Below are 19,593 nucleotides of genomic sequence, written 5' to 3' on the forward strand. Positions count from 1 at the left end.
CCGCTTTTTATCCGGGTCCGGATATCTTCTGCCTGTGGCTCAGTTCCGACTCCAAGGCAGCAAGGTGCTCGCCGTCGACATGGCGGGCGATTCCGTGCGGGCGAAGAACGGCTCGATGGTCGCCTACGACGGCCGGATGGCGTTCAAGAAGTTGTCCGGTGGCGGTGAGGGCATACGGGGCATGGTGACCCGGCGCCTCACCGGCGAACAGATGGTCATGATGGAGGTGAAGGGCGAGGGCACCTGCTTCTTCGCGGACCGCGCGAGCGAGATCAGTCTCGTGTCGCTGCACGGCGACAAGCTGTACGTGGAGGCGAGCAATCTCCTGTGCACGGACGGCGGTCTGCGCACAGGCACCAGCTTCACCGGTCTGCGCGGCGGCGCGAGCGGCAACGGTCTGTTCACGACGACCGTCGAGGGCACAGGCATGGCCGCGATCATGTCGGACGGCGTGGCCGTGGTGCTGCGGGTGACACCCCAGTACCCGCTCTCCGTCGACCCCGGCGCGTACGTGGCACACCAGGGCAACCTCCAGCAGAACCTCCAGTCCGGGGTGAACTTCCGGACCATCATGGGCGAGGGCGGCGGCGAGGCCTTCCAGATGCGCTTCGAGGGCGACGGACTCGTGTACGTACAGCCGAGCGAGCGCAACACCGTCGGGGGCGATGTCTGATGCCGTTCCGGGAGATCAACTCGAAGATGGTCGAGGCGACGGTGGCGCCCGGCCAGAAGATGTTCAGCCAGCGCGGCGCGATGCTCGCGTACCGGGGCGACGTCACGTTCACCCCGAACATGGCGGGCGGCCAGGGCGGCCTGATGTCGATGATCGGCCGGCGCGTGGCGGGCGAGGCGACCCCGCTGATGACGGTCGAGGGCAACGGCACGGTGATGTTCGGCCACGGCGGGCACCACATCCAGGTGATCGGGCTGACCGGCGACACCCTGTACGTGGAGGCCGACCGGCTGCTCGCGTTCGACGGGACGCTGGAGCAGGGCACGATGTTCATGGGCTCGCAGGGCGGCGTGATGGGCATGGTGCGCGGCCAGGTGACCGGCCAGGGCCTGTTCACCACGACGCTCAAGGGCCACGGCGCGGTCGCCGTGATGGCGCACGGCGGGATCATCGAGCTGCCGATCGGCCAGGGCCGTACGGTCCATGTCGACCCGCAGGCCTACGTCGCCCACCACGGCGACGTACGGAACAAACTCTCCACCGCCGTCGGCTGGCGCGACATGGTGGGGCGTGGCTCGGGCGAGGCGTTCCAGCTGGAGCTGAGCGGCAACGGTGCGGTGTACGTCCAGGCGTCAGAGGAGAAGCTGTGAGCGCGCCCGTGATCCACGACCCGATGACGCTGCCGAGTAACGACAACGTCAACGCGTACACCTTCTGTGTGGAGTTGAAGGGGAGCCAGTGGTTCCTCCAGAAGGGCAAGATGATCGCCTACTACGGGCGGATCGACTTCAACGGCATCGGCCATGGCCGGCTCGACCGGCTGGTGCGCAGCAGCTTCCACTCACCGCTGCACGCGGCCGACTGGGTGGTGGCGGAGGGCAGCGGCAAGATGCTGCTCGCCGACCGCGCCTTCGACGTCAACTCCTTCGACCTGGAGAACGGCAATCTGACCGTCCGCTCCGGGAATCTGCTGGCGTACGAGCCGTCCCTGGCGCTCAAGCAGTCGATCGTGCCGGGCTTTCTGACCCTGATCGGTACGGGGAAGTTCGTAGCCGCGTCGAACGGTCCGGTGGTCTTCATGGAGCCGCCGATCCGGGTGGACCCGCAGGCGCTGGTGGGCTGGGCCGACTGCCCGTCGCCGTGCCACCACTACGACCACGCCTATATGACGGGGATCATGGGCGGGCTGCGGGCGATGAGCGGACTCGGCGGGTCGTCGGGCGAGGAGCATCAGTTCGAGTTCGTCGGGGCGGGTACGGTGCTGCTCCAGTCGAGCGAGGCGCTGATGGCCGAGACGGCGCGCGGCGTGGTGCCGAACGAACCCGGCGTACCCGGCGGCGGTCAGCCCGCGGGGCAGCCGGGCAGCGGTGTGCCGCGGATGCCGGGACAGCTGGGCGATCTCCAGCGCCGCTTCGGGCTGTGAGCGGTAGTCTGCGGAGTGTGACCTCGAACGTGTGCGCCTTTTATGTGCCCGGGGTCACACTCGCCGACTTCGTCCAATTTTCAACATCTTAGGTAGAATTCATATATGGAGACCGAGACGGCCACCCGCTGGCTGAACGACGCGGAGCAGTGCACCTGGCGCACCCACCTGGATGTCAGCAGGCTGCTGATGCACCAGCTGGAGAAGGACCTCCAGCCGTTCGGGCTGACCAACAACGACTACGAGATCCTGGTCAACCTCTCCGAGGCCGAGGACAGGCGCCTGCGGATGAGCGACCTCGCCGCCGCCACGCTCCAGTCCAAGAGCCGTCTCTCGCACCAGATCACCCGGCTGGAGACCGCGGGCCTGGTCCGCCGCGAGAACTGCGAGTCCGACCGCCGCGGCCTCTTCGCCGTCCTCACCGATCACGGCATGGAGACGATGCAGGAGGTCGCCCCGCACCACGTCGCCTCCGTACGGAAGCACTTCTTCGACCTGCTGCCGCCCGAGGCGCTCACCGCGCTGAGCCAGTCACTCACGCCGGTCGCCGAGCACCTGCGCGGGCGCCGAGCCAAGAGCTGACGCACCGGTGGGGACCGGCCGCTCCGGGTCCCGGCCGGCGGCGGGCAGGCGCAGCTCGAACAGCGCGCCGCCCGCCTCGGCCCGGCCGACGTCCAGCGTGCCGCCGTGCCGGTGCGCCACGTCGCGGGCGATAGCGAGGCCCAGCCCCGCGCCGCCGTCGTCCCTGCTGCGGGCGTCGTCGAGCCGTACGAACCGCTCGAAGATCCGCTCCCGCTCCTCCTCCGGCACCCCCGACCCGTCGTCGGAGACCGCGAGCACCACCTGGCCGCCCTCGCGGCGCACCGTGGCCCGTACCTCACCCGCCGCGTGACGCTGGGCGTTGTCCAGCAGATTGCCCAGCACCCGCGCCAACTGACCGCGCGAGCCCGTCACTTCGGCGCTGCCCCCGACGTCCGGCGTCACCGGGATCCGGTCGGTCGACCGCTGCGAGACCTCCTCACGCACCAGCGCGACCAGATCCAGCCGCGTACGCCCGGCCTGCTCCCCCGCGTCCAGCCGGGCGAGCAGCAGCAGGTCGGCGGCGAGCTGCTGGAGCCGTACGGTGTCGGCCACCGCGCCCGGCACGTCCAGCAACTCCGGGTGCGCCTCGCCCACTTCGAGCTGGGTGCGGAGCGAGGCGATCGGACTGCGCAGCTCGTGCGAGGCGTCGGCGACGAAGCGCCGCTGGCGGTCGACGGAGGCTTCGAGCGCGGTGAGCGTCTCGTTGGTCGTACGGGCCAGCTTGGCGACCTCGTCGTGGGTGCCCGGCTCGGGCACCCGCCTGGTCAGATCCTCGGAGGCGGTGATGGCGGCCATCTCGCGCCGGATGCCCTCCACGGGCCGCAGCGCGCGCCGCGTGACCAGCCAGGTCACGCCGCCGACGACGATCAGCAGGGCGGGTACGCCGATGGCCATCGCGACGGTGGTCGCGCGGACCGCGCTCTGCTGCGAGGCGAGCGAGGCGCCCGTGAAGACGGTGTACGGGCCGCCCGCGAGGTCGCTGACCCGGCGCTCGGCGAAGACGTAGTCCACGGTCCTGCCGTCGACGGTCGCGCTTCCGGTGTGGTGCTTCACGTCCACGGAGACCGTTCCGTCCACCGGGTCGCCCGGAGTCGGGCTGTCGTCGTCGCTGTCGTCCCCGCTGTCGTCGTCACCGCCGCTGTCGTCGTCATCGTCGTCGCCGGTCGGGGTGGGCGTCGGCGTGGGGGTGGGGGTCGGCGCCGTCGTGGGCGGGGGCGACGCGGGTTTCACGGCGGACACCCCGGTGCCGGTGATCTTCTCCAGGTCCTCACTCGCCCTGAGCAGCCGGCCCTTCGCGTCGGTCACCTGGGTCGGATGGTCCTCGCTCCCCTCCAGATCCAGTTTGCCGACGGGCACCTGTCTCGCGATCTGCTGGGCGACCTCGTTGGAGAACTGGTCGGCCTGCCCTTCCGCCTGGCCGGTCAGGTTCGAGCTGAGCGCGAACAGCAGGGCGACCGCGGCGGCCACCAGCGCCACGGCCACCACGGCGGTCGCGGCGAGCGCGGCCCGGGACCGTACGGAGGAGAAGGGGCGGCGTCTCATACGGCGACCAGCCGGTACCCGGCGCCGCGCACCGTCTGGATCGTCGTGGGGCCGAGCTTGCGGCGCAGCGCGCTGATGTAGACCTCGATGATGTTGGGGTCGCCGTCGTACGCGAAGTCCCAGACGTGCTCCAGGATCTCGGGCTTGCCGACGATCTGCCCGGCGCGGACCGCGAGTTGTTCGAGGACCGCGAACTCCTTGGCGGTGAGCGTGACTTCGGTGTCCTCGCGGTGGACACGGCGGGTCGCGGTGTCGACGGTGAGGGTGCCGATACGCAGGACGGGCGAGGCGCCGGCGGAGCCCCTGCGGCGCAGCAGCGCCTTGACCCGTGCGACGAGCACGACGTACGAGAACGGCTTGGTCAGATAGTCGTCGGCGCCGGTGTCCAGGCCCTCGGCCTCGTCGTACTCGCCGTCCTTGGCCGTCAGCATCAGGATCGGTACGTCGTTGCCGGCGGCGCGCAGGGCGGCGCAGACGCGGTAGCCGTTCATGCCGGGCAGCATGATGTCGAGCACGATCAGGTCGTACGCGCCCTCACCGGCCAGATGCAGCCCTTCGAGGCCGTCGTGCACGACGTCCACGGCGAAGCCCTCGGCGCGCAGGCCCCTGGCCAGGGACACCGCGAGCCGCTTCTCGTCCTCAACAATCAACAGGCGCATGAGCACAGCCTCCCAAAACGAACCTGAAGAAACCTTCAGGTGGCTTCAGGCTGCCTTCAGCTTCCCTCAGCCAGATTGAGGTCAAGCGAAAACGGCCCGACGGGGAGGAACCCTCATGAAGCGCAATCTTGTCATCGCCAGCATCACCGCCGCCGCTCTGATCGGCGCCGGCACGTACACCACGGTCGCCCTGGCAGCCACCGACAACGGCGCGGACACCGCGCCGAAGACGGTCTCCTCGGCGTCACTGGTGAACGGTGCGGGCGCCACGGACGACAACCGGGACGACGACGTCAACGACGGCTTCAACGACGACAGGGACGACCGGGACGACGTCAACGGGAACGGCAACGGCAAGGACGACACCAAGGCCCCGGCGGCGGGCTCGAAGGTCACCGCCGAGCAGGCCGCGGCGGCCGCGCTGAAGAAGCACCCGGGCAAGGTGGAGTCCGTCGACCTGGACGACGACGGTGACGACGACGGCGGCTCGTCCGCCGGCCGCCACTGGGAGATCGACATCATCGGTCAGGACGGCAAGTGGTACGACCTGCGGGTCGACGCCTCGACCGGCACGGTCCGCGCGGACAACGACGACGATGACGACAGCGACGACGACCGGGGCGAGCGTGCCGCGGTGCGCGGCGCCAAGGTGGACGCCCAGGGAGCGGCGGCGGCCGCGCTCAAGAAGCACCCCGGCGCCGTGACGTCGATCGACGCGGACGACGACGACCGCAAGGCCGACCACTGGGAGGTGACGGTGCGGGGCGACGACGGCCGTTCGCACGCGGTGACGGTCGACATGTCCTCCGGCGCGGTGGCGGCCGACCGGGACGACGACAGTGACGACCGGGACGACCACGCGGACGACCGCGACGACCGGAACGACGACCAGGGCGACGACGACGGCCGGGACGACGACGGTCACGACGACCGCGGTGACGACGACGGCGACGACGACTGACATCCCGCGTACGGCACCTGACGCCTGACGCGTCCGCCCGAGACAGCCGGTGGCAGAGGACATCCCCTCCTCTGCCACCGGCCTCTCGCGTCAGCCGCCCGTCAGCCCCGCCACCAGTTCGTCCGCCGCCGCGTACGGGTCCAGTTCGCCCGCGACGATCCGCCGCGCCAGCGCGCCCAGGCGGCGGTCGCCGCGCAGGTCGTCGATGCGTTCGCGGAGCGCCGTGACGGCGATGGTCTCGACCTCGCGGGCCGCGCGCCGGGCCCGTCGTTCGGTGAGGACGTCGTGCTTCTCCAGCCACGCGCGGTGTTTCTCCAGCGCCTCGACGACCTCGTCGATGCCCTCGTTCCGTGCCGCCACGGTCTTGACGATCGGCGGGCGCCAGTCGCCGGGCCCCCGGGCCTCGCCGAGGGCGAGCATGTGGTTCAGCTCGCGGGCGGTCGCGTCGGCGCCGTCCCGGTCCGCCTTGTTGACGACGTAGATGTCACCGATCTCCAGGATCCCGGCCTTGGCCGCCTGGATGCCGTCCCCCATGCCCGGCGCGAGCAGCACCACCGAGGTGTCCGCCTGCGAGGCGATCTCCACCTCCGACTGCCCGACCCCGACGGTCTCCACGAGGATCACGTCGCAGCCGGCCGCGTCGAGCACCCGGATGGCCTGCGGCGCCGACCAGGCGAGCCCGCCGAGATGGCCGCGGGTCGCCATGGAGCGGATGTAGACGCCGGGATCCGACGCGTGGTCGGACATCCGGACCCGGTCGCCCAGCAGCGCTCCCCCGGAGAAGGGGGACGACGGGTCGACGGCCAGGACGCCGACGCGCTTGCCCGCCTTCCGGTACGCGGACACCAGCGCGGACGTCGATGTCGACTTGCCGACACCGGGCGACCCGGTGAGCCCGACGATGTACGCGCCGCCGGCCAGCGGCGCCAGCGCGGCCATCACCTCGCGCAGCTGCGGCGACGCCCCTTCGACCAGCGAGATCAGCCGGGCCACGGCCCTGGGCCGGCCCTCCCGTGCCTGGGCCACCAGCTGGGGGACGTCCACCGTCATCCGTACCGCGCTCCGTTCCTGGTTGCTGAAGGTTGGAAAGAAGGACCTACGCCTTCGGCACCCGCACGATCAGCGCGTCGCCCTGCCCGCCGCCGCCGCACAGCGCCGCCGCGCCGACCCCGCCGCCGCGCCGCTGCAGTTCGAGCGCCAGGTGCAGCACCAGCCGGGCGCCGGACATGCCGATCGGGTGGCCGAGCGCGATGGCACCGCCGTTCACGTTCACCCTTTCAGGGGACACGCCCAGCTCCTTGGTCGACTGGACGGCGACCGCGGCGAACGCCTCGTTCATCTCGATCAGGTCCAGGTCCTCGACGGCGATGCCCTCCTTCTTGAGGGCGTGCCGGATCGCGTTGGCGGGCTGCGACTGGAGCGAGTTGTCCGGCCCCGCCACGTTGCCGTGCGCGCCGATCTCCGCGATCCACTCCAGGCCCAGCTCCAGCGCCTTGGCCTTGCTCATGACCACCACGGCCGCCGCGCCGTCGGAGATCTGCGACGAGGAGCCCGCCGTGATCGTGCCGTCCTTGGCGAAGGCGGGCCGCAGCCTGCCCAGGGACTCGGCGGTGGTCTCCGGGCGGATGCCCTCGTCCTGGTCGAAGACCACCGGGTCGCCCTTGCGCTGCGGAATCTCGACGGGCGTGATCTCGGCCTGGAAGACGCCGTTCTTCTGCGCGGCGGCGGCCCGCTGGTGGGAGGCCGCCGCGACCTCGTCCTGCTCCGGCCTGGCGATGGCGAGGCGGGTGTTGTGCTTCTCCGTGGAGGCGCCCATCGCGATGGACTCGAAGGGGTCGGTCAGACCGTCGTGCGCCATCGCGTCCAGCATCTCGATCGCGCCGTACTTGTAGCCCTCACGGGACTTCGGCAGCAGATGCGGCGCGTTGGTCATCGACTCCTGGCCGCCGGCGACCACGATGTCGAACTCGCCCGCGCGGATCAGCTGGTCGGCCAGCGCGATCGCGTCGAGGCCGGAGAGACAGACCTTGTTGATCGTCAGCGCGGGGACGTTCATCGGGATGCCGGCCTTGACCGCGGCCTGGCGCGCCGGGATCTGCCCCGCCCCGGCCTGGAGCACCTGCCCCATGATCACGTACTGCACCTGCTCGCCGGTGACGCCGGCCCGCTCCAGCGCGGCCTTGATGGCGAAGCCGCCGAGGTCGGCGCCGGAGAAGGACTTCAGCGATCCGAGCAGCCTGCCCATGGGCGTACGGGCACCCGCGACGATGACGGAAGTGGTGGTGTTCGAATCCGGCATGAGATGCGACCCCTTTGCCTGAGGATTGAGGGTTAACGAGGGTTCACCAAATGTACTGAGCGCACAGGTCCCGGGTCACCCGGCCGCGAGTGTGACAGCGCGCACGTTGCGTAACCGCGCGGTAGGCGCTGCACTATGCGGATGCTGACGCGAATCGACCACATCGGAATCGCCTGCCACGATCTCGACGCGACCGTCGAGTTCTACCGGGCCACCTACGGCTTCGAGGTCTTCCACACCGAGATCAACGAGGAGCAGGGCGTACGGGAGGCCATGCTCAAGATCAACGAGACGTCGGACGGCGGGGCCTCCTACCTCCAGCTCCTCGAACCGATCCGTGAGGACTCGGCCGTGGGCAAGTGGCTGGCCAAGAACGGCCAGGGCGTGCACCACATCGCCTTCGGCACCGCCGACGTCGACGGCGACTCGGAGGCCATCCGGGACAAGGGTGTGCGGGTTCTGTACGACGAGCCGCGCTCCGGCTCGATGGGCTCGCGCATCACGTTCCTCCACCCCAAGGACTGCCACGGCGTCCTGACGGAACTCGTCACCTCCGCCGCGAAGCCTTCGGAGCACTGACCCGAACGATTCCCGGCCCGGTAGAGTGGGCCGCTCCGGGCCGGGGCCGGGTCGGGGCGGCGCCTCGGCCGATGATCTGTCACCATTCCCCGGGGGGCCGTTCGCCCGTCGGGCGGTACCTATTGCAGAGTTGCGACCAGGGGACGGATGGGACCGCGCAGTGCGGGGCTACGAACGCCAGGAGAGCCACCGAGCTGACGACGACCACCTTTCGCGGTTCGAAGCCGAGATGGATCGGCTGAAGACCGCGCGGGAGAAGGCCGTCCAGCACGCCGAAGACCTCGGTTACCAGGTCGAAGTGCTGCGCGCGAAACTCCACGAGGCGCGCCGCAGTCTCGCGTCCCGGCCCTCCTACGACAACGCCGACATCGGCTACCAGGCCGAGCAGATGCTCCGCAACGCGCAGATCCAGGCCGACCAGCTGCGCACCGACGCCGAGCGCGAGCTGCGCGACGCCCGCGCCCAGACGCAGCGCATCCTCCAGGAGCACGCCGAGCACCAGGCCAGGCTCCAGGCCGAGTTGCACGCCGAGGCCGTCCAGCGCCGCCAGCGGCTCGACCAGGAGCTGGCCGAGCGCCGCCAGACCGTCGAGTCGCACGTCAACGAGAACGTCGCCTGGGCCGAGCAGCTGCGCGGCCGTACGGAGACGCAGGCCCGCAGGCTGCTGGACGAGTCGCGCGCCGAGGCCGAGAAGTCCCTGGCCGCCGCGCGCGCCGAGGCCACCCGGGTCGCCGAGGAGGCCCGCCGCCGGCTCGGCGCCGAGTCCGAGACCTCCCGTGCCGAGGCCGAGGCGATCCTGCAGCGCGCCCGCAAGGACGCCGAGCGGCTGCTCAACGCCGCGTCCACGCAGGCGCAGGAGGCCACCAGCCACGCCGAGCAGCTCCGCACGACGACGACGGCCGAGTCCGACCAGGCGCGCCAGCAGGCCGGCGAGCTGAGCCGGTCGGCCGAACAGCGCATACAGGAGGCGGACGAGCGGCTGCGCGAGGCCCGCGCCGAGGCCGAGAAGATGGTCGCCGAGGCCAAGGAGACCGCGGTCAAGCGGCTGGCCGGCGCCGAGACCCAGTACGAGCAGCGCACCCGTACCGCCAAGTCCGAGATCGCCCGGCTCGTCGGCGAGGCGACGAAGGAGTCGGAGGCGCTGAAGGCGGAGGCCGAGCAGGCGCTCGCCGACGCCCGAGCCGAGTCCGAGAAGATGGTCGCCGAGGCCGCCGAGAAGGCGCGTACGGCCGCCGCGGAGGACTCCGCGGCCCAGCTCGCCAAGGCGGCCCGGTCGGCCGAGGAGGTCCTCACCAAGGCGTCCGAGGACGCCAGGGCCACCACCCGCGCCGCGAGCGAGGAGGCCGAGCGGATCCGCCGCGAGGCCGACGCCGAGGCGGACCGGCTGCGCGGCGAGGCGGCCGAACAGGCCGACCAGCTCAAGGGCGCGGCCAAGGACGACACCAAGGAGTACCGCGCCAAGACGGTCGAGCTTCAGGAAGAGGCGCGCCGGCTGCGCGGCGAGGCCGAGACCCTGCGGTCCGAGGCCGTCGCCGAGGGCGAGCGCATCCGGAGCGAGGCGCGCCGGGAGGCCGTCCAGCAGATCGAGGAGGCGGCCAGCACCGCCGAGGAACTGCTGACGAAGTCCCGCGCCGACGCCGACGAGATGCGCGCCACCGCGTCCACGGACAGCGAGCGCGTCCGTACGGAGGCCATCGAGCGCGCCACGACGCTGCGCAAGCAGGCCGAGGAGACCCTGGAGCGCACCCGCGCCGAGGCCGACCGGCTGCGCGCCGAGGGCGAGGAGCAGGCGGAGGCGACGAAGGCCGCCGCCGAGCAGGCCGCGGTCGAGCTGCGCGAGGAGACCGAGCGCGGTGTCGAGGCCCGTAAGGACGAGGCGTCCGACGAGCTGACCCGGCTGCACACCGAGGCCGAACAGCGCCTGAGCGGCGCGGAGTCGGCGCTGACCGACGCGCGCGCCGAGAGCGAGCGGATCCGCCGCGAGGCCGCCGAGGAGACCGAGCGGCTGCGCGCGGAGGCCGCCGAGCGGCTGCGTACGCTCCAGGCCCAGGCCGAGCAGGAGGCCGAGCGGCTGCGCACCGAGGCCGCCGAGGACGCGGGGCGCTCCCGCGCTGAGGGCGAGTCGACCGCCGTACGGCTGCGCGACGAGGCCGCCCAGGAGGCCGAGCGGATCAAGTCCGAGGCCCAGGAGAGCGCGGACCGGCTGCGTGCCGAGGCCGGCGCCGCTGCCGAGCGCGTGGCGGCCGAGGCCGCCGAGGCGCTGGACGCCGCGCAGGAGGAGGCGAGCCGCCGCCGGCGTGAGGCGGAGGAGCTGCTGGCCTCCGCCCGTTCGGAGGCGGACCAGGAGCGCGAGCGGGCCCGTGAGCAGAGCGAGGATCTGCTGGCGTCGGCCCGTAAGCGGGTCGACGAGGCGCAGACCGAGGCGGCGCGGCTGGTCGAGGAGGCCGACTTCCGCGCCACGGAGATGGTGTCGGCCGCCGAGCAGACGGCGCAGCAGGTACGGGACGCGGTCGCCGGGCTGCACGACCAGGCCGAGCAGGAGATCGCGGGACTGCGCTCCGCCGCCGAGCACGCCGCGGACCGGACGAGGTCGGAGGCGCAGGAGGAGGCGGACCGGGTCCGCTCCGACGCGTACGCCGAGCGCGAGCGCGCCGCGGAGGACGTGGCACGGCTGCGCACCCGCGCCCAGGAGGAGACGGACGCCGCGCAGGCGCTGGCCGAGAGCACCGTCGGCGAGGCGGTCACCGAGGCGGAGCGGCTGCGCGCGGAGACCTCCGAGTACGCGCAGCGCGTACGGACCGAGGCGTCGGACTCGCTGGCCGCGGCCGAGCAGGACGCGGCCCGCGCCCGGCAGGAGGCGCGCGACGACGCCAACCGCATCCGGGGCGACGCCGCGGAGCAGGCGGACCGGCTCATCGGCGAGGCGTCGAGCGAGTCGGAGCGTATGCGCGCCGAGGCCGCCGAGACCGTCAACTCGGCCCAGCGGGCGGCCGAACGGCTCCGTACGGAGGCCGCGCAGATCAGGTCGGACGCCGAGGCCATGGCCGAACGGACCGTCAGCGAGGCGATCACGGAGTCGGACCGGCTCCTCGACGACGCCCGTGCGAACGCGTCCAAGCGCCGCGCCGACGCGGCCGAGCAGGCCGACCAGCTCATCAACAAGGCCCAGGAGGAGGCGTTGCGCGCCGCCACCGAGGCCGAGGCGCAGGCCGACACGATGGTGGGCGCCGCGCGCTCCGAGGCCGCGCGCATCACGTCGGACGCGACGGTCGAGGGCAACTCCCTGGTGGAGAAGGCCCGTACGGATGCCGACGAACTGCTCGTGGGCGCGCGCCGGGACTCCACGGCCATCCGCGAGCGCACGGAGGAGTTGCGGACGCGGGTCGAGGGCGAGATCGACCAGCTCCACGAGCGGGCGCGCCGCGAGACGGCCGAGCAGATGAAGAACGCGGGCGAACGCGTCGACAAACTGGTCAAGGCGGCCACCGAACAGCTGACGGAGGCCGAGGAGAAGGCCAAGTCCCTGGTGGCGGACGCCGGTTCGGAAGCGAGCAAGGTCCGGATCGCGGCGGTGAAGAAGGCCGAGGCGCTGCTGAAGGAAGCGGAGCTGAAGAAGGCCGAACTGACCCGCGAGGGCGAGAAGTTGCGCGCCGACGCCCAGGAGGAGGCCACCCGCACCGTCGAGGAGGGCAGGCGTGAACTCGACGTCCTGGTACGCAGGCGCGAGGACATCCAGGCCGAGATCTCCCGTGTCCAGGATGTGTTGGAGGCGTTGGAATCCTTTGAGACACCGGCCGCGAGTGGCAAGACGGGTTCAGGTGGCGGCGCCGGCGGGGGTAGCGTCAAGGCGGGTGCGGCAGCAGGTGTTACCCGTTCGGGTGGCAAGCCGTCCGACAGTTAGCCACTCAAAAGGCTGGACATTCTCCAGATCAAACCGGCATCCGCTCGATGACACGCCGCTTCGGCCCCTAGGATTCCCCCTATCACCTCACCGGTCTCATTCGACAGGAACCCCATGAGCGACACTTCCTCCCCATTCGGCTTCGAGCTCGTGCGGCGTGGTTACGACCGCGGTCAGGTGGATGACCGCATTACCAAACTCGTCGCCGACCGTGACAGCGCTCTCGCACGGATCACCGCACTGGAAAAGCGCATCGAGGAGCTCCACCTCGAAACGCAGAACGCTCAGGCCCAGGTCACCGACGCGGAGCCGTCGTACGCCGGCCTGGGAGCGCGTGTTGAGAAGATCCTCCGCCTCGCCGAGGAGGAGGCGAAGGACCTGCGCGAAGAGGCCCGTCGCGCGGCCGAACAGCACCGTGAGCTGGCGGAGTCGGCGGCCCAGCAGGTGCGCAACGACGCCGAGGCGTTCTCCTCCGAGCGCAAGGCGAAGGCCGAGGACGAGGGCGTCCGCATCGTCGAGAAGGCGAAGGGCGAAGCCTCGACCCTGCGCTCCGAGGCGCAGAAGGACGCGCAGCAGAAGCGCGAGGAGGCGGACGCGCTCTTCGAGGAGACCCGCGCCAAGGCCGCCCAGGCCGCCGCGGACTTCGAGACGAACCTCGCCAAGCGGCGTGAGCAGTCCGAGCGTGACCTGGCCTCGCGTCAGGCGAAGGCCGAGAAGCGCCTGGCGGAGATCGAGCACCGCGCCGAGCAGCTGCGGCTGGAGGCGGAGAAGCTCCGTACGGACGCGGAGCGTCGCGCCCGTCAGACGGTGGAGACCGCTCAGCGCCAGGCCGAGGACATCGTGGCCGACGCGAACGCCAAGGCCGACCGGATCCGCAGCGAATCGGAGCGCGAGCTGGCGGCGCTCACCAACCGCCGCGACTCGATCAACGCCCAGCTGACCAACGTCCGCGAGATGCTGGCCACGCTGACCGGTGCGGCCGTCGCCGCGGCGGGTACGCCGGCCGAGGACGAGCCGATCTCCCGTGGGGTCCCGGCGCAGCAGTCGCGCTAGGACAGCGGGACGGTTGGACGGTTGGACGGCTGAGTAGCTGGACGGCCGATGTACGGCTGATAGACGGATCCGTTCCGTAAGTAACGATCGTGCAAGCCCCCCGCCAGTGGAGTGGCGGGGGGCTTTGCGCGCCCTTAGGTTGTCCGCATGATCGAGGTCGAAGGGCTCACCAAACGTTTCGGGAAGAAAATCGCGGTCGACCACCTCTCCTTCCAGGTCCGGCCAGGGGTGGTGACGGGTTTTCTGGGACCCAACGGAGCCGGCAAGTCGACGACGATGCGGATGATGCTCGACCTGGACATCCCGACCGGTGGATCGGTACGGATCGACGGGAAGCACTACCGGGAGCTCTCGGAGCCGGTGAAGTACATCGGCGCGCTGCTCGACGCGAAGGCCATGCACGGCGGGCGGAGCGCGTACAACAACCTCCTGTGTCTGGCCCAGAGCAATCGCATCCCGGTGAGCCGGGTCAACGAGGTCCTCGACACCGTCGGTCTGACGGCCGTGGCCAAGCAGAAGTCGAAAGGCTTCTCACTTGGTATGGGCCAACGGCTGGGAATCGCGGCGGCGCTGCTCGGTGATCCCGAGATCCTGATGTTCGACGAGCCGGTAAATGGTCTGGACCCCGAGGGCATTCACTGGATTCGCAACCTGATGAAAGCCCTCGCGGGCCAAGGCCGGACGATCTTCGTCTCCAGCCATCTGATGAGTGAAATGGCGCTGACCGCCGACCACTTGATCGTGATCGGCCAGGGAAAGCTCCTGGCGAACACCTCGATGGCGGATTTCATCCAGGAGAACTCACGCAGTTTCGTACGGCTCCGCTCCCCGCAGCGGGAGCAGATGCGTGACGCGCTGCACCAGGGCGGTATCGCCGTCGTGGAGGCGGCCGACGGCGCGCTGGAGGTCGACGGCTCCACCGCCGAGGAGATCGGCGACCTCGCCGCCCGGCACCAGCTCACGCTGCATGAGCTGAGCTCCCAACGCGCCTCGCTGGAAGAGGCGTTCATGCAGATGACGGCCGAGTCGGTCGAGTACCACGCCCATTCCGGCGGCGACGGCGTGGCCCCGGCGGCCAACACGGCCCCGGGTCCCCAGTGGGGACAGCACGGCAACCAGGGCAAGGGAGCCTGACCCATGGCATCGGTACCAGCGGTCCTCCAGTCCGAGTGGACCAAGATCCGTACGGTCTCCTCCACGATCTGGACCCTCGCCGTCGCGTTCCTCGTGACCGTGGCCATGGGCTTCGGTCTGTCCCTGCTGTTCAGCTCCACGTTCGACGATCTGTCGGATGCCGAGCGCGCCACCTTCGACCCGACCTTCGTGAGCTTCTCCGGGATGATTCTCGGTCAGCTGGCGATGGTGGTCTTCGGCGTCCTGGTCGTCGGCTCGGAGTACAGCTCGGGCATGATCCGTACCTCGCTCGCCGCCGTACCGCAGCGCGGCACGTTCCTCTTCAGCAAGCTCCTGGTCGCCGGGGCGCTGGCCCTGGGGGTCGGGATCGTCACGGGCTTCGTGGCGTTCTTCCTCGGCCAGGCGGCGCTCGGCGACCACGGGACGAGCATCGGCGAGCCGGACGTGCTGCGCGCGGTCATCGGCAGCGGTCTCTACATGGGGCTGATCGCGCTGTTCTCGATGGGCGTCGCGACGATGCTGCGCAGCTCGATGCTGTCGCTCGGCATCCTGATGCCGTTCTTCTTCCTCGTCTCGCAGATCCTCGCGTCCGTGCCGAAGGCGAAGGAGGTCGCCAAGTACTTCCCCGACCAGGCGGGCTCCAAGATCATGCAGGTGGTTCCCGACGCGCTGAACTCGACCCCGGCTCCGTACAGTCCCTGGGAAGGCATGGGGATCATGGTGCTGTGGGTCGTCGCCGCGCTGGCCGGCGGCTACCTCGTACTGAAGAAGCGCGACGCGTAGGCGCTGTCCGCGCAAGCTCCGTCCGCGCAAGCTCTCTCCGCGGCGGCTCTCTCAGGAAGCTCCGCGCCGCCGCTCCGCCGTAACGACTTGGCTGGAACCGTCAAGGCCCGGATATCCTCCTAACTCTAACGGGGGCCGTCGGCCCGGAGCGGCCACTGCCCCGACCACCTGACTGAACTGTCGATGGGGCTGGAGAATGATCGAGGCAGTCGGCCTGACGAAGCGCTACGGCGCCAAGACGGCCGTGTACAACCTTTCCTTCCAGGTAAGGCCCGGTACCGTCACCGGGTTCCTGGGCCCCAACGGTTCCGGCAAGTCGACGACCATGCGGATGATCCTCGGCCTCGACCAGCCGACCGCCGGCCATGTGACCGTCGGCGGGCACACCTTCCGGCAGCTTCCCAACGCGCCCCGCCAGGTCGGCGCGCTCCTCGACGCCAAGGCGGTGCACGGCGGGCGCAGCGCCCGCAACCACCTGCTGTCGCTCGCGCAGCTCTCCGGCATCCCGGCGGCCCGCGTGGACGAGGTACTGGGCGTGGTGGGCCTCCAGGACGTGGCACGGCGCCGTTCCAACGGCTACTCCCTCGGTATGGGCCAGCGGCTCGGCATCGCCGCCGCGCTGCTCGGCGACCCGCAGGTGCTGCTGTTCGACGAGCCGGTGAACGGGCTCGATCCGGAGGGCATCCTCTGGGTCCGCAATCTGATGAAGCAGCTGGCGGCCGAGGGCCGTACGGTCTTCGTCTCCTCGCACCTGATGAGCGAGATGGCCGTGACCGCCGAGCACCTGATCGTGATCGGGCGCGGGCAGTTGCTCTCCGACATGAGCGTCAAGGACTTCATCTCGCACAACTCGGCGGACTTCGCGCGGATCCGCCCCGCGCAGACCGCCCCGGAGGCCCGCGAGAAGCTGATCGTCGCGCTGGGCGAGGCGGGCGGCCAGGTGCTGTCCGAGCCGGACGGCGCGCTGCGGGTCACCGGGCTGCCGCTGCCCCGTATCAGCGATCTGGCGCACGAGTCGGACGTACGGCTCTGGGAGCTGTCCCCGCACCAGGCGTCGCTGGAGGAGGCGTACATGCGGCTGACCCAGAGCGCCGTGGACTACCGGTCTACGGCCGATCAGCTCGCCGGTTTCGCGCCGCCGCCGCAGCAGGGCTACCCGGTGCAGCTGTACGAGCCGCCGGTCGTGCCCGACGTGCCGACGCAGGGCTGGTACCCACCGCCGCCGCCCGGGGAGAACCCGTACGCGACGGACGCACCGGTCGGTGCGGCTGCCGCGCCGCCCACCGCCCCGCCGGCGCCCGCACCCGCCCCCGCGAAGCCCGCACCGGCCCCGGCGACCGCCGCCGACTTCGCCAAAAGCCTGAGCGACGCGAAGCCCGACGAGACCGCAGCCGCGGCCGAGAGCACCGAGGACGCCCGATGACCGCCCCGTACGAGCAGCCGCAGGCCCCGATCTGGCAGGGCGGCCAGCCCCTCGGGTCGTACATCTCGCCGATCCCGGTCCGCCGGGCCACCCTCGGTGACGCGCTCGCCTCGGAGTGGACCAAGATCCGGTCCGTCCGCTCCACCGTGTGGACGCTCGGCGTCATGATCGTCCTGATGGTGGGCATCGGCTCGCTCGTGGCCTGGGCCATCTCTCTCTCGGAGCCCGCCCCCACCGGGGAGTCGATGCTGCCGATGGGCTTCTTCGGCGTACTGCTGGGCTCGATCTGTGTGATCACCCTCGGCGTGCTGACGATCGCGTCCGAGTACGGCACGGGCATGATCCGCACCACCCTGACCGCCTGCCCCAGCCGGGGCCGGGTGCTGGCGGCGAAGTCGATCGTCTTCTTCCTGCTGGTGTTCACGACCACGACGGTGACCGCGACCCTGGTGGGCGGCATCCAGTTCGCGATCCTGGGCGGGCGCACGCCCAGCGGCGAGGAGTGGCTGCGGGCCACGTTCGGAGTCGGGCTCTACGTGGCGCTGCTGGGCCTGCTGGCCCTGGCCGTCGGCGCGCTCATCCGGCACTCGGCGGGCGCGATCACCATCATGATCGGGGTGGTGCTGCTGCCGCTGGTGCTGGCGATGTTCATGTTCTCGCCGTCGCTGGCGGACGTGCAGGAGGCCCTCTTCTCGTACTCGATCCCGAGCCAGCTCGCGGTGCTCTACGACACCTCGATGACCGGGGCCGGGCCGAGCGGCTGGGACCCGCTGTTCATCGGGGCGGGTGTCACGGCCGTGATGATGGCCCTCGCCACCCTCGCGCTCAACCGGCGCGACGTGTAAGGCCGGTTGGCGGCTGTCGGGCCGGTACGGCGCCGGTCACGCCCGGACGGTCCGTCCCGCCCGGTGCGGAACTCCGGCGCTCAGAACTTCGGCGCGTTACGGGACCGCTGCACCCGCGAGGCGCGGCGGTCCTTCGCGTTCCAGCACGCCTTGTGCCAGTGCCGCCGGTCGTCCACGCCGCCGTACTCCGGCCACGCCACCACGTGCGGCACACCCGAGGGGATCTCCTGGTCGCAGCCGGGGCAGCGGTACCGCTTGCCCGCGGCGCTCGCGCCGGCGACGGTCCGGACCGCCCACTCCTCGCCCTGCCAGGACTCGGTCCGCTGGAAGCCGCCGTACCGGTCCGTCGCCTCTCCGGCGTGGTCGGTCGGGGTCTCGCCGCCTCGGGGGCGGTTGCGGCGCGGGGACACATGACACCTCACGGGGCTGACAGCACGGTTCCCCTCCAGCGTACGGGCCGCTCTCCCGGTGCCATGCCCGCGCGGCGTGAGACCGTGGGCACCCGCACGGTGCAGTTAGCGGACAATCGCAACAACTTCCGTGGCGCCCGTGCCCATGGCACGTGTCAGACGTTAATGCCAGTAGGGGGGAGCCGCGTCAGCCGCAAGGAGGCAGAAGGCGATGCGAGTTGGAGCTTTTGTACTGGCGGCCCAGTTCCCGGGCCAGGGCCAGGGGGAAGCGCTGCACAGAGCGGTGCGCACGGCGGAGGTCGCCGAGGAGTCCGGACTGGACTCGGTCTGGCTGGCCGAGCACCACTTCGTGCCGTACGGCACCTGCCCGTCGGCCGTGACACTGGCCGGCCTGCTGCTGGGGCGCACCCGGCGCATACGGGTGGGTACGGCGGTCAGCGTGTTGCCGAACATACATCCGGTGGCGCTCGGCGAGCAGGCGGCGTTGCTGCACCTGCTCTCCGGCGGGCGCTTCACGCTCGGCGTGGGCCGGGGCGGGCCGTGGGTCGACCTGGAGGTCTTCGGGTCGGGTCTCCAGGCGTACGAACGGGACTTCCCCGAATCGCTCGACCTGCTGCTGCGCTGGCTGCGCGAACCGCGGGTGTCGGCGGACGGCGAGCGCTACCGGTTCCGTGAAGTCCCCGTCGTACCAAGGCCGGACGAACTGATCGACGGCGCCGGCGGGCCCGAGGTCGTCGTGGCGTGCACGTCCGCGAAGAGCGTGCGGCTGGCGGCCGAGCGGGGACTGCCGATGCTGCTGGGGATGCACTGCGGGGACGAGGAGAAGGCAGAGATGGTGGCCCTCTGGCGTACCCACGCCATCGCCGCCGGCCGCACACCCGAGGAGGCCGACGGCGCGGCGCACGTGTCGGCGGGGGTGGCGCAGATCGCCGACGGCCGTACGGAGGCGACCGAGACGCTGGTGAAGGCCATGCCGGGCTGGCTGCGGCAGGGCCTCGGCGCCCATGTGACGGTGGACGGCAGGCCCAGGTCGATGCGCGATCCCGTCGCGTACACGGAGCTGCTGTGCGGTCTGCATCCGGTGGGGCCTCCCCGGCTCGCCGCCGACCGGCTGGCGGCCACGGCGGAACGCACCGGAATCACGCGCTTCGCGCTGCTCGTCGAGGGCTCCGGGGACCTGGCGGCCACGGAGGAGAACGTACGGAGGGTGGGGGCCGAGGTGCTGCCCCAACTGCGCTGAGGCGGCGGCGCGTACGCTCGTCGCGGTACGAGGCCGGGCTCAGGCGCTCGGGCTCAGGCGCTCGGTATCACGCGGTCGGTATCACG

General features: G+C 71.1%; 18 protein-coding genes. 13 read left to right on the forward strand and 5 right to left on the reverse strand.

Annotation, left to right across the window (positions count from 1 at the left end):
* Window positions 1-34 precede the first annotated feature (34 nt).
* From ACFT9I_RS23355 to ACFT9I_RS23370, 4 genes are all read left to right on the forward strand, one after another.
* Complete coding sequence (locus ACFT9I_RS23355) at window positions 35-673, forward strand: AIM24 family protein (RefSeq protein ID WP_382567087.1); 639 nt, start codon at window positions 35-37, stop codon at window positions 671-673.
* The gene (locus ACFT9I_RS23360; RefSeq protein WP_382567089.1) at window positions 673-1,323 is read left to right on the forward strand and encodes an AIM24 family protein; all 651 of its coding nucleotides are present in this window, start codon (window positions 673-675) and stop codon (window positions 1,321-1,323) included. Before ACFT9I_RS23355 ends, ACFT9I_RS23360 begins: the two co-directional genes overlap by 1 nt.
* Before the next feature lie 23 nt (window positions 1,324-1,346).
* The gene (locus tag ACFT9I_RS23365) at window positions 1,347-2,096 is read left to right on the forward strand and encodes an AIM24 family protein (protein ID WP_382567188.1); all 750 of its coding nucleotides are present in this window, start codon (window positions 1,347-1,349) and stop codon (window positions 2,094-2,096) included.
* A gap of 105 nt (window positions 2,097-2,201) precedes the next feature.
* Window positions 2,202-2,678, forward strand: coding sequence for a MarR family winged helix-turn-helix transcriptional regulator (locus ACFT9I_RS23370; protein ID WP_382567091.1), 477 nt, complete (start codon window positions 2,202-2,204; stop codon window positions 2,676-2,678).
* Here ACFT9I_RS23370 and ACFT9I_RS23375 read toward each other — a convergent pair.
* Both ACFT9I_RS23375 and ACFT9I_RS23380 read right to left on the reverse strand, forming a co-directional pair.
* Window positions 2,628-4,220, reverse strand: coding sequence for a sensor histidine kinase (locus ACFT9I_RS23375; RefSeq protein ID WP_382567094.1), 1,593 nt, complete (start codon window positions 4,218-4,220; stop codon window positions 2,628-2,630). The genes ACFT9I_RS23370 and ACFT9I_RS23375 overlap by 51 nt on opposite strands.
* On the reverse strand, window positions 4,217-4,879 hold the full coding sequence (locus tag ACFT9I_RS23380) for a response regulator transcription factor (protein ID WP_382567096.1): 663 nt from the start codon (window positions 4,877-4,879) through the stop codon (window positions 4,217-4,219). Before ACFT9I_RS23380 ends, ACFT9I_RS23375 begins: the two co-directional genes overlap by 4 nt.
* Before the next feature lie 115 nt (window positions 4,880-4,994).
* Between ACFT9I_RS23380 and ACFT9I_RS23385 the strand changes: the two genes are divergently transcribed.
* The gene (locus ACFT9I_RS23385) at window positions 4,995-5,840 is read left to right on the forward strand and encodes a PepSY domain-containing protein (protein WP_382567099.1); all 846 of its coding nucleotides are present in this window, start codon (window positions 4,995-4,997) and stop codon (window positions 5,838-5,840) included.
* A 90-nt stretch (window positions 5,841-5,930) separates the two neighbouring features.
* Here ACFT9I_RS23385 and meaB read toward each other — a convergent pair whose 3' ends face one another.
* Together meaB and ACFT9I_RS23395 are read right to left on the reverse strand one after the other, a co-directional pair.
* Window positions 5,931-6,890 carry a methylmalonyl Co-A mutase-associated GTPase MeaB gene (gene meaB / locus ACFT9I_RS23390; protein WP_382567101.1) on the reverse strand — a complete coding sequence of 320 codons (960 nt, stop codon included), beginning with the start codon at window positions 6,888-6,890 and terminating at the stop codon, window positions 5,931-5,933.
* Between the two features lie 46 nt (window positions 6,891-6,936).
* On the reverse strand, window positions 6,937-8,139 hold the full coding sequence (locus ACFT9I_RS23395) for an acetyl-CoA C-acetyltransferase (protein WP_382567103.1): 1,203 nt from the start codon (window positions 8,137-8,139) through the stop codon (window positions 6,937-6,939).
* Between the two features lie 141 nt (window positions 8,140-8,280).
* Between ACFT9I_RS23395 and mce the strand changes: the two genes are divergently transcribed.
* From mce to ACFT9I_RS23430, 7 genes are all read left to right on the forward strand, one after another.
* Window positions 8,281-8,718, forward strand: coding sequence for a methylmalonyl-CoA epimerase (gene mce, locus ACFT9I_RS23400; RefSeq protein WP_382567105.1), 438 nt, complete (start codon window positions 8,281-8,283; stop codon window positions 8,716-8,718).
* 160 nt (window positions 8,719-8,878) lie between these two features.
* On the forward strand, window positions 8,879-12,619 hold the full coding sequence (gene scy / locus ACFT9I_RS23405) for a polarized growth protein Scy (RefSeq protein WP_382567107.1): 3,741 nt from the start codon (window positions 8,879-8,881) through the stop codon (window positions 12,617-12,619).
* Window positions 12,620-12,733: 114 nt separating this feature from the next.
* Entirely contained in the window at window positions 12,734-13,672 is a 939-nt protein-coding gene (locus ACFT9I_RS23410; protein ID WP_382567109.1) for a cellulose-binding protein, read from the forward strand.
* A gap of 147 nt (window positions 13,673-13,819) precedes the next feature.
* Window positions 13,820-14,806 (forward strand): ATP-binding cassette domain-containing protein, encoded by a 987-nt coding sequence (locus ACFT9I_RS23415; RefSeq protein WP_382567111.1) that lies wholly within the window; start codon window positions 13,820-13,822, stop codon window positions 14,804-14,806.
* Window positions 14,807-14,809: 3 nt separating this feature from the next.
* Entirely contained in the window at window positions 14,810-15,589 is a 780-nt protein-coding gene (locus ACFT9I_RS23420; protein ID WP_382567114.1) for an ABC transporter permease subunit, read from the forward strand.
* Window positions 15,590-15,785: 196 nt separating this feature from the next.
* Window positions 15,786-17,012: an ABC transporter ATP-binding protein gene (locus tag ACFT9I_RS23425; RefSeq protein ID WP_382567116.1), complete on the forward strand. Its 1,227-nt coding sequence runs from the start codon at window positions 15,786-15,788 to the stop codon at window positions 17,010-17,012.
* Window positions 17,009-17,857, forward strand: a complete 849-nt coding sequence (locus tag ACFT9I_RS23430) for an ABC transporter permease subunit (RefSeq protein ID WP_382567118.1) — start codon at window positions 17,009-17,011, stop codon at window positions 17,855-17,857. Before ACFT9I_RS23425 ends, ACFT9I_RS23430 begins: the two co-directional genes overlap by 4 nt.
* A gap of 80 nt (window positions 17,858-17,937) precedes the next feature.
* On the opposite strand, the gene ACFT9I_RS23435 is transcribed toward ACFT9I_RS23430, so the two are convergent.
* Entirely contained in the window at window positions 17,938-18,267 is a 330-nt protein-coding gene (locus tag ACFT9I_RS23435; protein WP_382567120.1) for an ATP/GTP-binding protein, read from the reverse strand.
* 211 nt (window positions 18,268-18,478) lie between these two features.
* Between ACFT9I_RS23435 and ACFT9I_RS23440 the strand changes: the two genes are divergently transcribed.
* Entirely contained in the window at window positions 18,479-19,507 is a 1,029-nt protein-coding gene (locus ACFT9I_RS23440) for an LLM class flavin-dependent oxidoreductase (protein WP_382567122.1), read from the forward strand.
* Window positions 19,508-19,593: the final 86 nt, after the last annotated feature.

Origin of the sequence: Streptomyces sp. NPDC057137 (assembly GCF_042670825.1) — a bacterium.
In the GTDB taxonomy this organism is placed as follows: Bacteria; Actinomycetota; Actinomycetes; order Streptomycetales; family Streptomycetaceae; genus Streptomyces.

Bases quoted from the DNA above. Each gene is read 5' to 3' on its own strand.
- ACFT9I_RS23360 (WP_382567089.1), top strand. From the start codon at position 673: ATGCCGTTCCGGGAGATCAACTCGAAGATGGTCGAGGCGACGGTGGCG.
- ACFT9I_RS23365 (WP_382567188.1), top strand. From the start codon at position 1,347: ATGACGCTGCCGAGTAACGACAACGTCAACGCGTACACCTTCTGTGTG.
- ACFT9I_RS23370 (WP_382567091.1), top strand. From the start codon at position 2,202: ATGGAGACCGAGACGGCCACCCGCTGGCTGAACGACGCGGAGCAGTGC.
- ACFT9I_RS23375 (WP_382567094.1), bottom strand. From the start codon at position 4,220: ATGAGACGCCGCCCCTTCTCCTCCGTACGGTCCCGGGCCGCGCTCGCC.
- ACFT9I_RS23380 (WP_382567096.1), bottom strand. From the start codon at position 4,879: ATGCGCCTGTTGATTGTTGAGGACGAGAAGCGGCTCGCGGTGTCCCTG.
- ACFT9I_RS23385 (WP_382567099.1), top strand. From the start codon at position 4,995: ATGAAGCGCAATCTTGTCATCGCCAGCATCACCGCCGCCGCTCTGATC.
- meaB (WP_382567101.1), bottom strand. From the start codon at position 6,890: ATGACGGTGGACGTCCCCCAGCTGGTGGCCCAGGCACGGGAGGGCCGG.
- ACFT9I_RS23395 (WP_382567103.1), bottom strand. From the start codon at position 8,139: ATGCCGGATTCGAACACCACCACTTCCGTCATCGTCGCGGGTGCCCGT.
- mce (WP_382567105.1), top strand. From the start codon at position 8,281: ATGCTGACGCGAATCGACCACATCGGAATCGCCTGCCACGATCTCGAC.
- ACFT9I_RS23410 (WP_382567109.1), top strand. From the start codon at position 12,734: ATGAGCGACACTTCCTCCCCATTCGGCTTCGAGCTCGTGCGGCGTGGT.
- ACFT9I_RS23415 (WP_382567111.1), top strand. From the start codon at position 13,820: ATGATCGAGGTCGAAGGGCTCACCAAACGTTTCGGGAAGAAAATCGCG.
- ACFT9I_RS23420 (WP_382567114.1), top strand. From the start codon at position 14,810: ATGGCATCGGTACCAGCGGTCCTCCAGTCCGAGTGGACCAAGATCCGT.
- ACFT9I_RS23425 (WP_382567116.1), top strand. From the start codon at position 15,786: ATGATCGAGGCAGTCGGCCTGACGAAGCGCTACGGCGCCAAGACGGCC.
- ACFT9I_RS23430 (WP_382567118.1), top strand. From the start codon at position 17,009: ATGACCGCCCCGTACGAGCAGCCGCAGGCCCCGATCTGGCAGGGCGGC.
- ACFT9I_RS23440 (WP_382567122.1), top strand. From the start codon at position 18,479: ATGCGAGTTGGAGCTTTTGTACTGGCGGCCCAGTTCCCGGGCCAGGGC.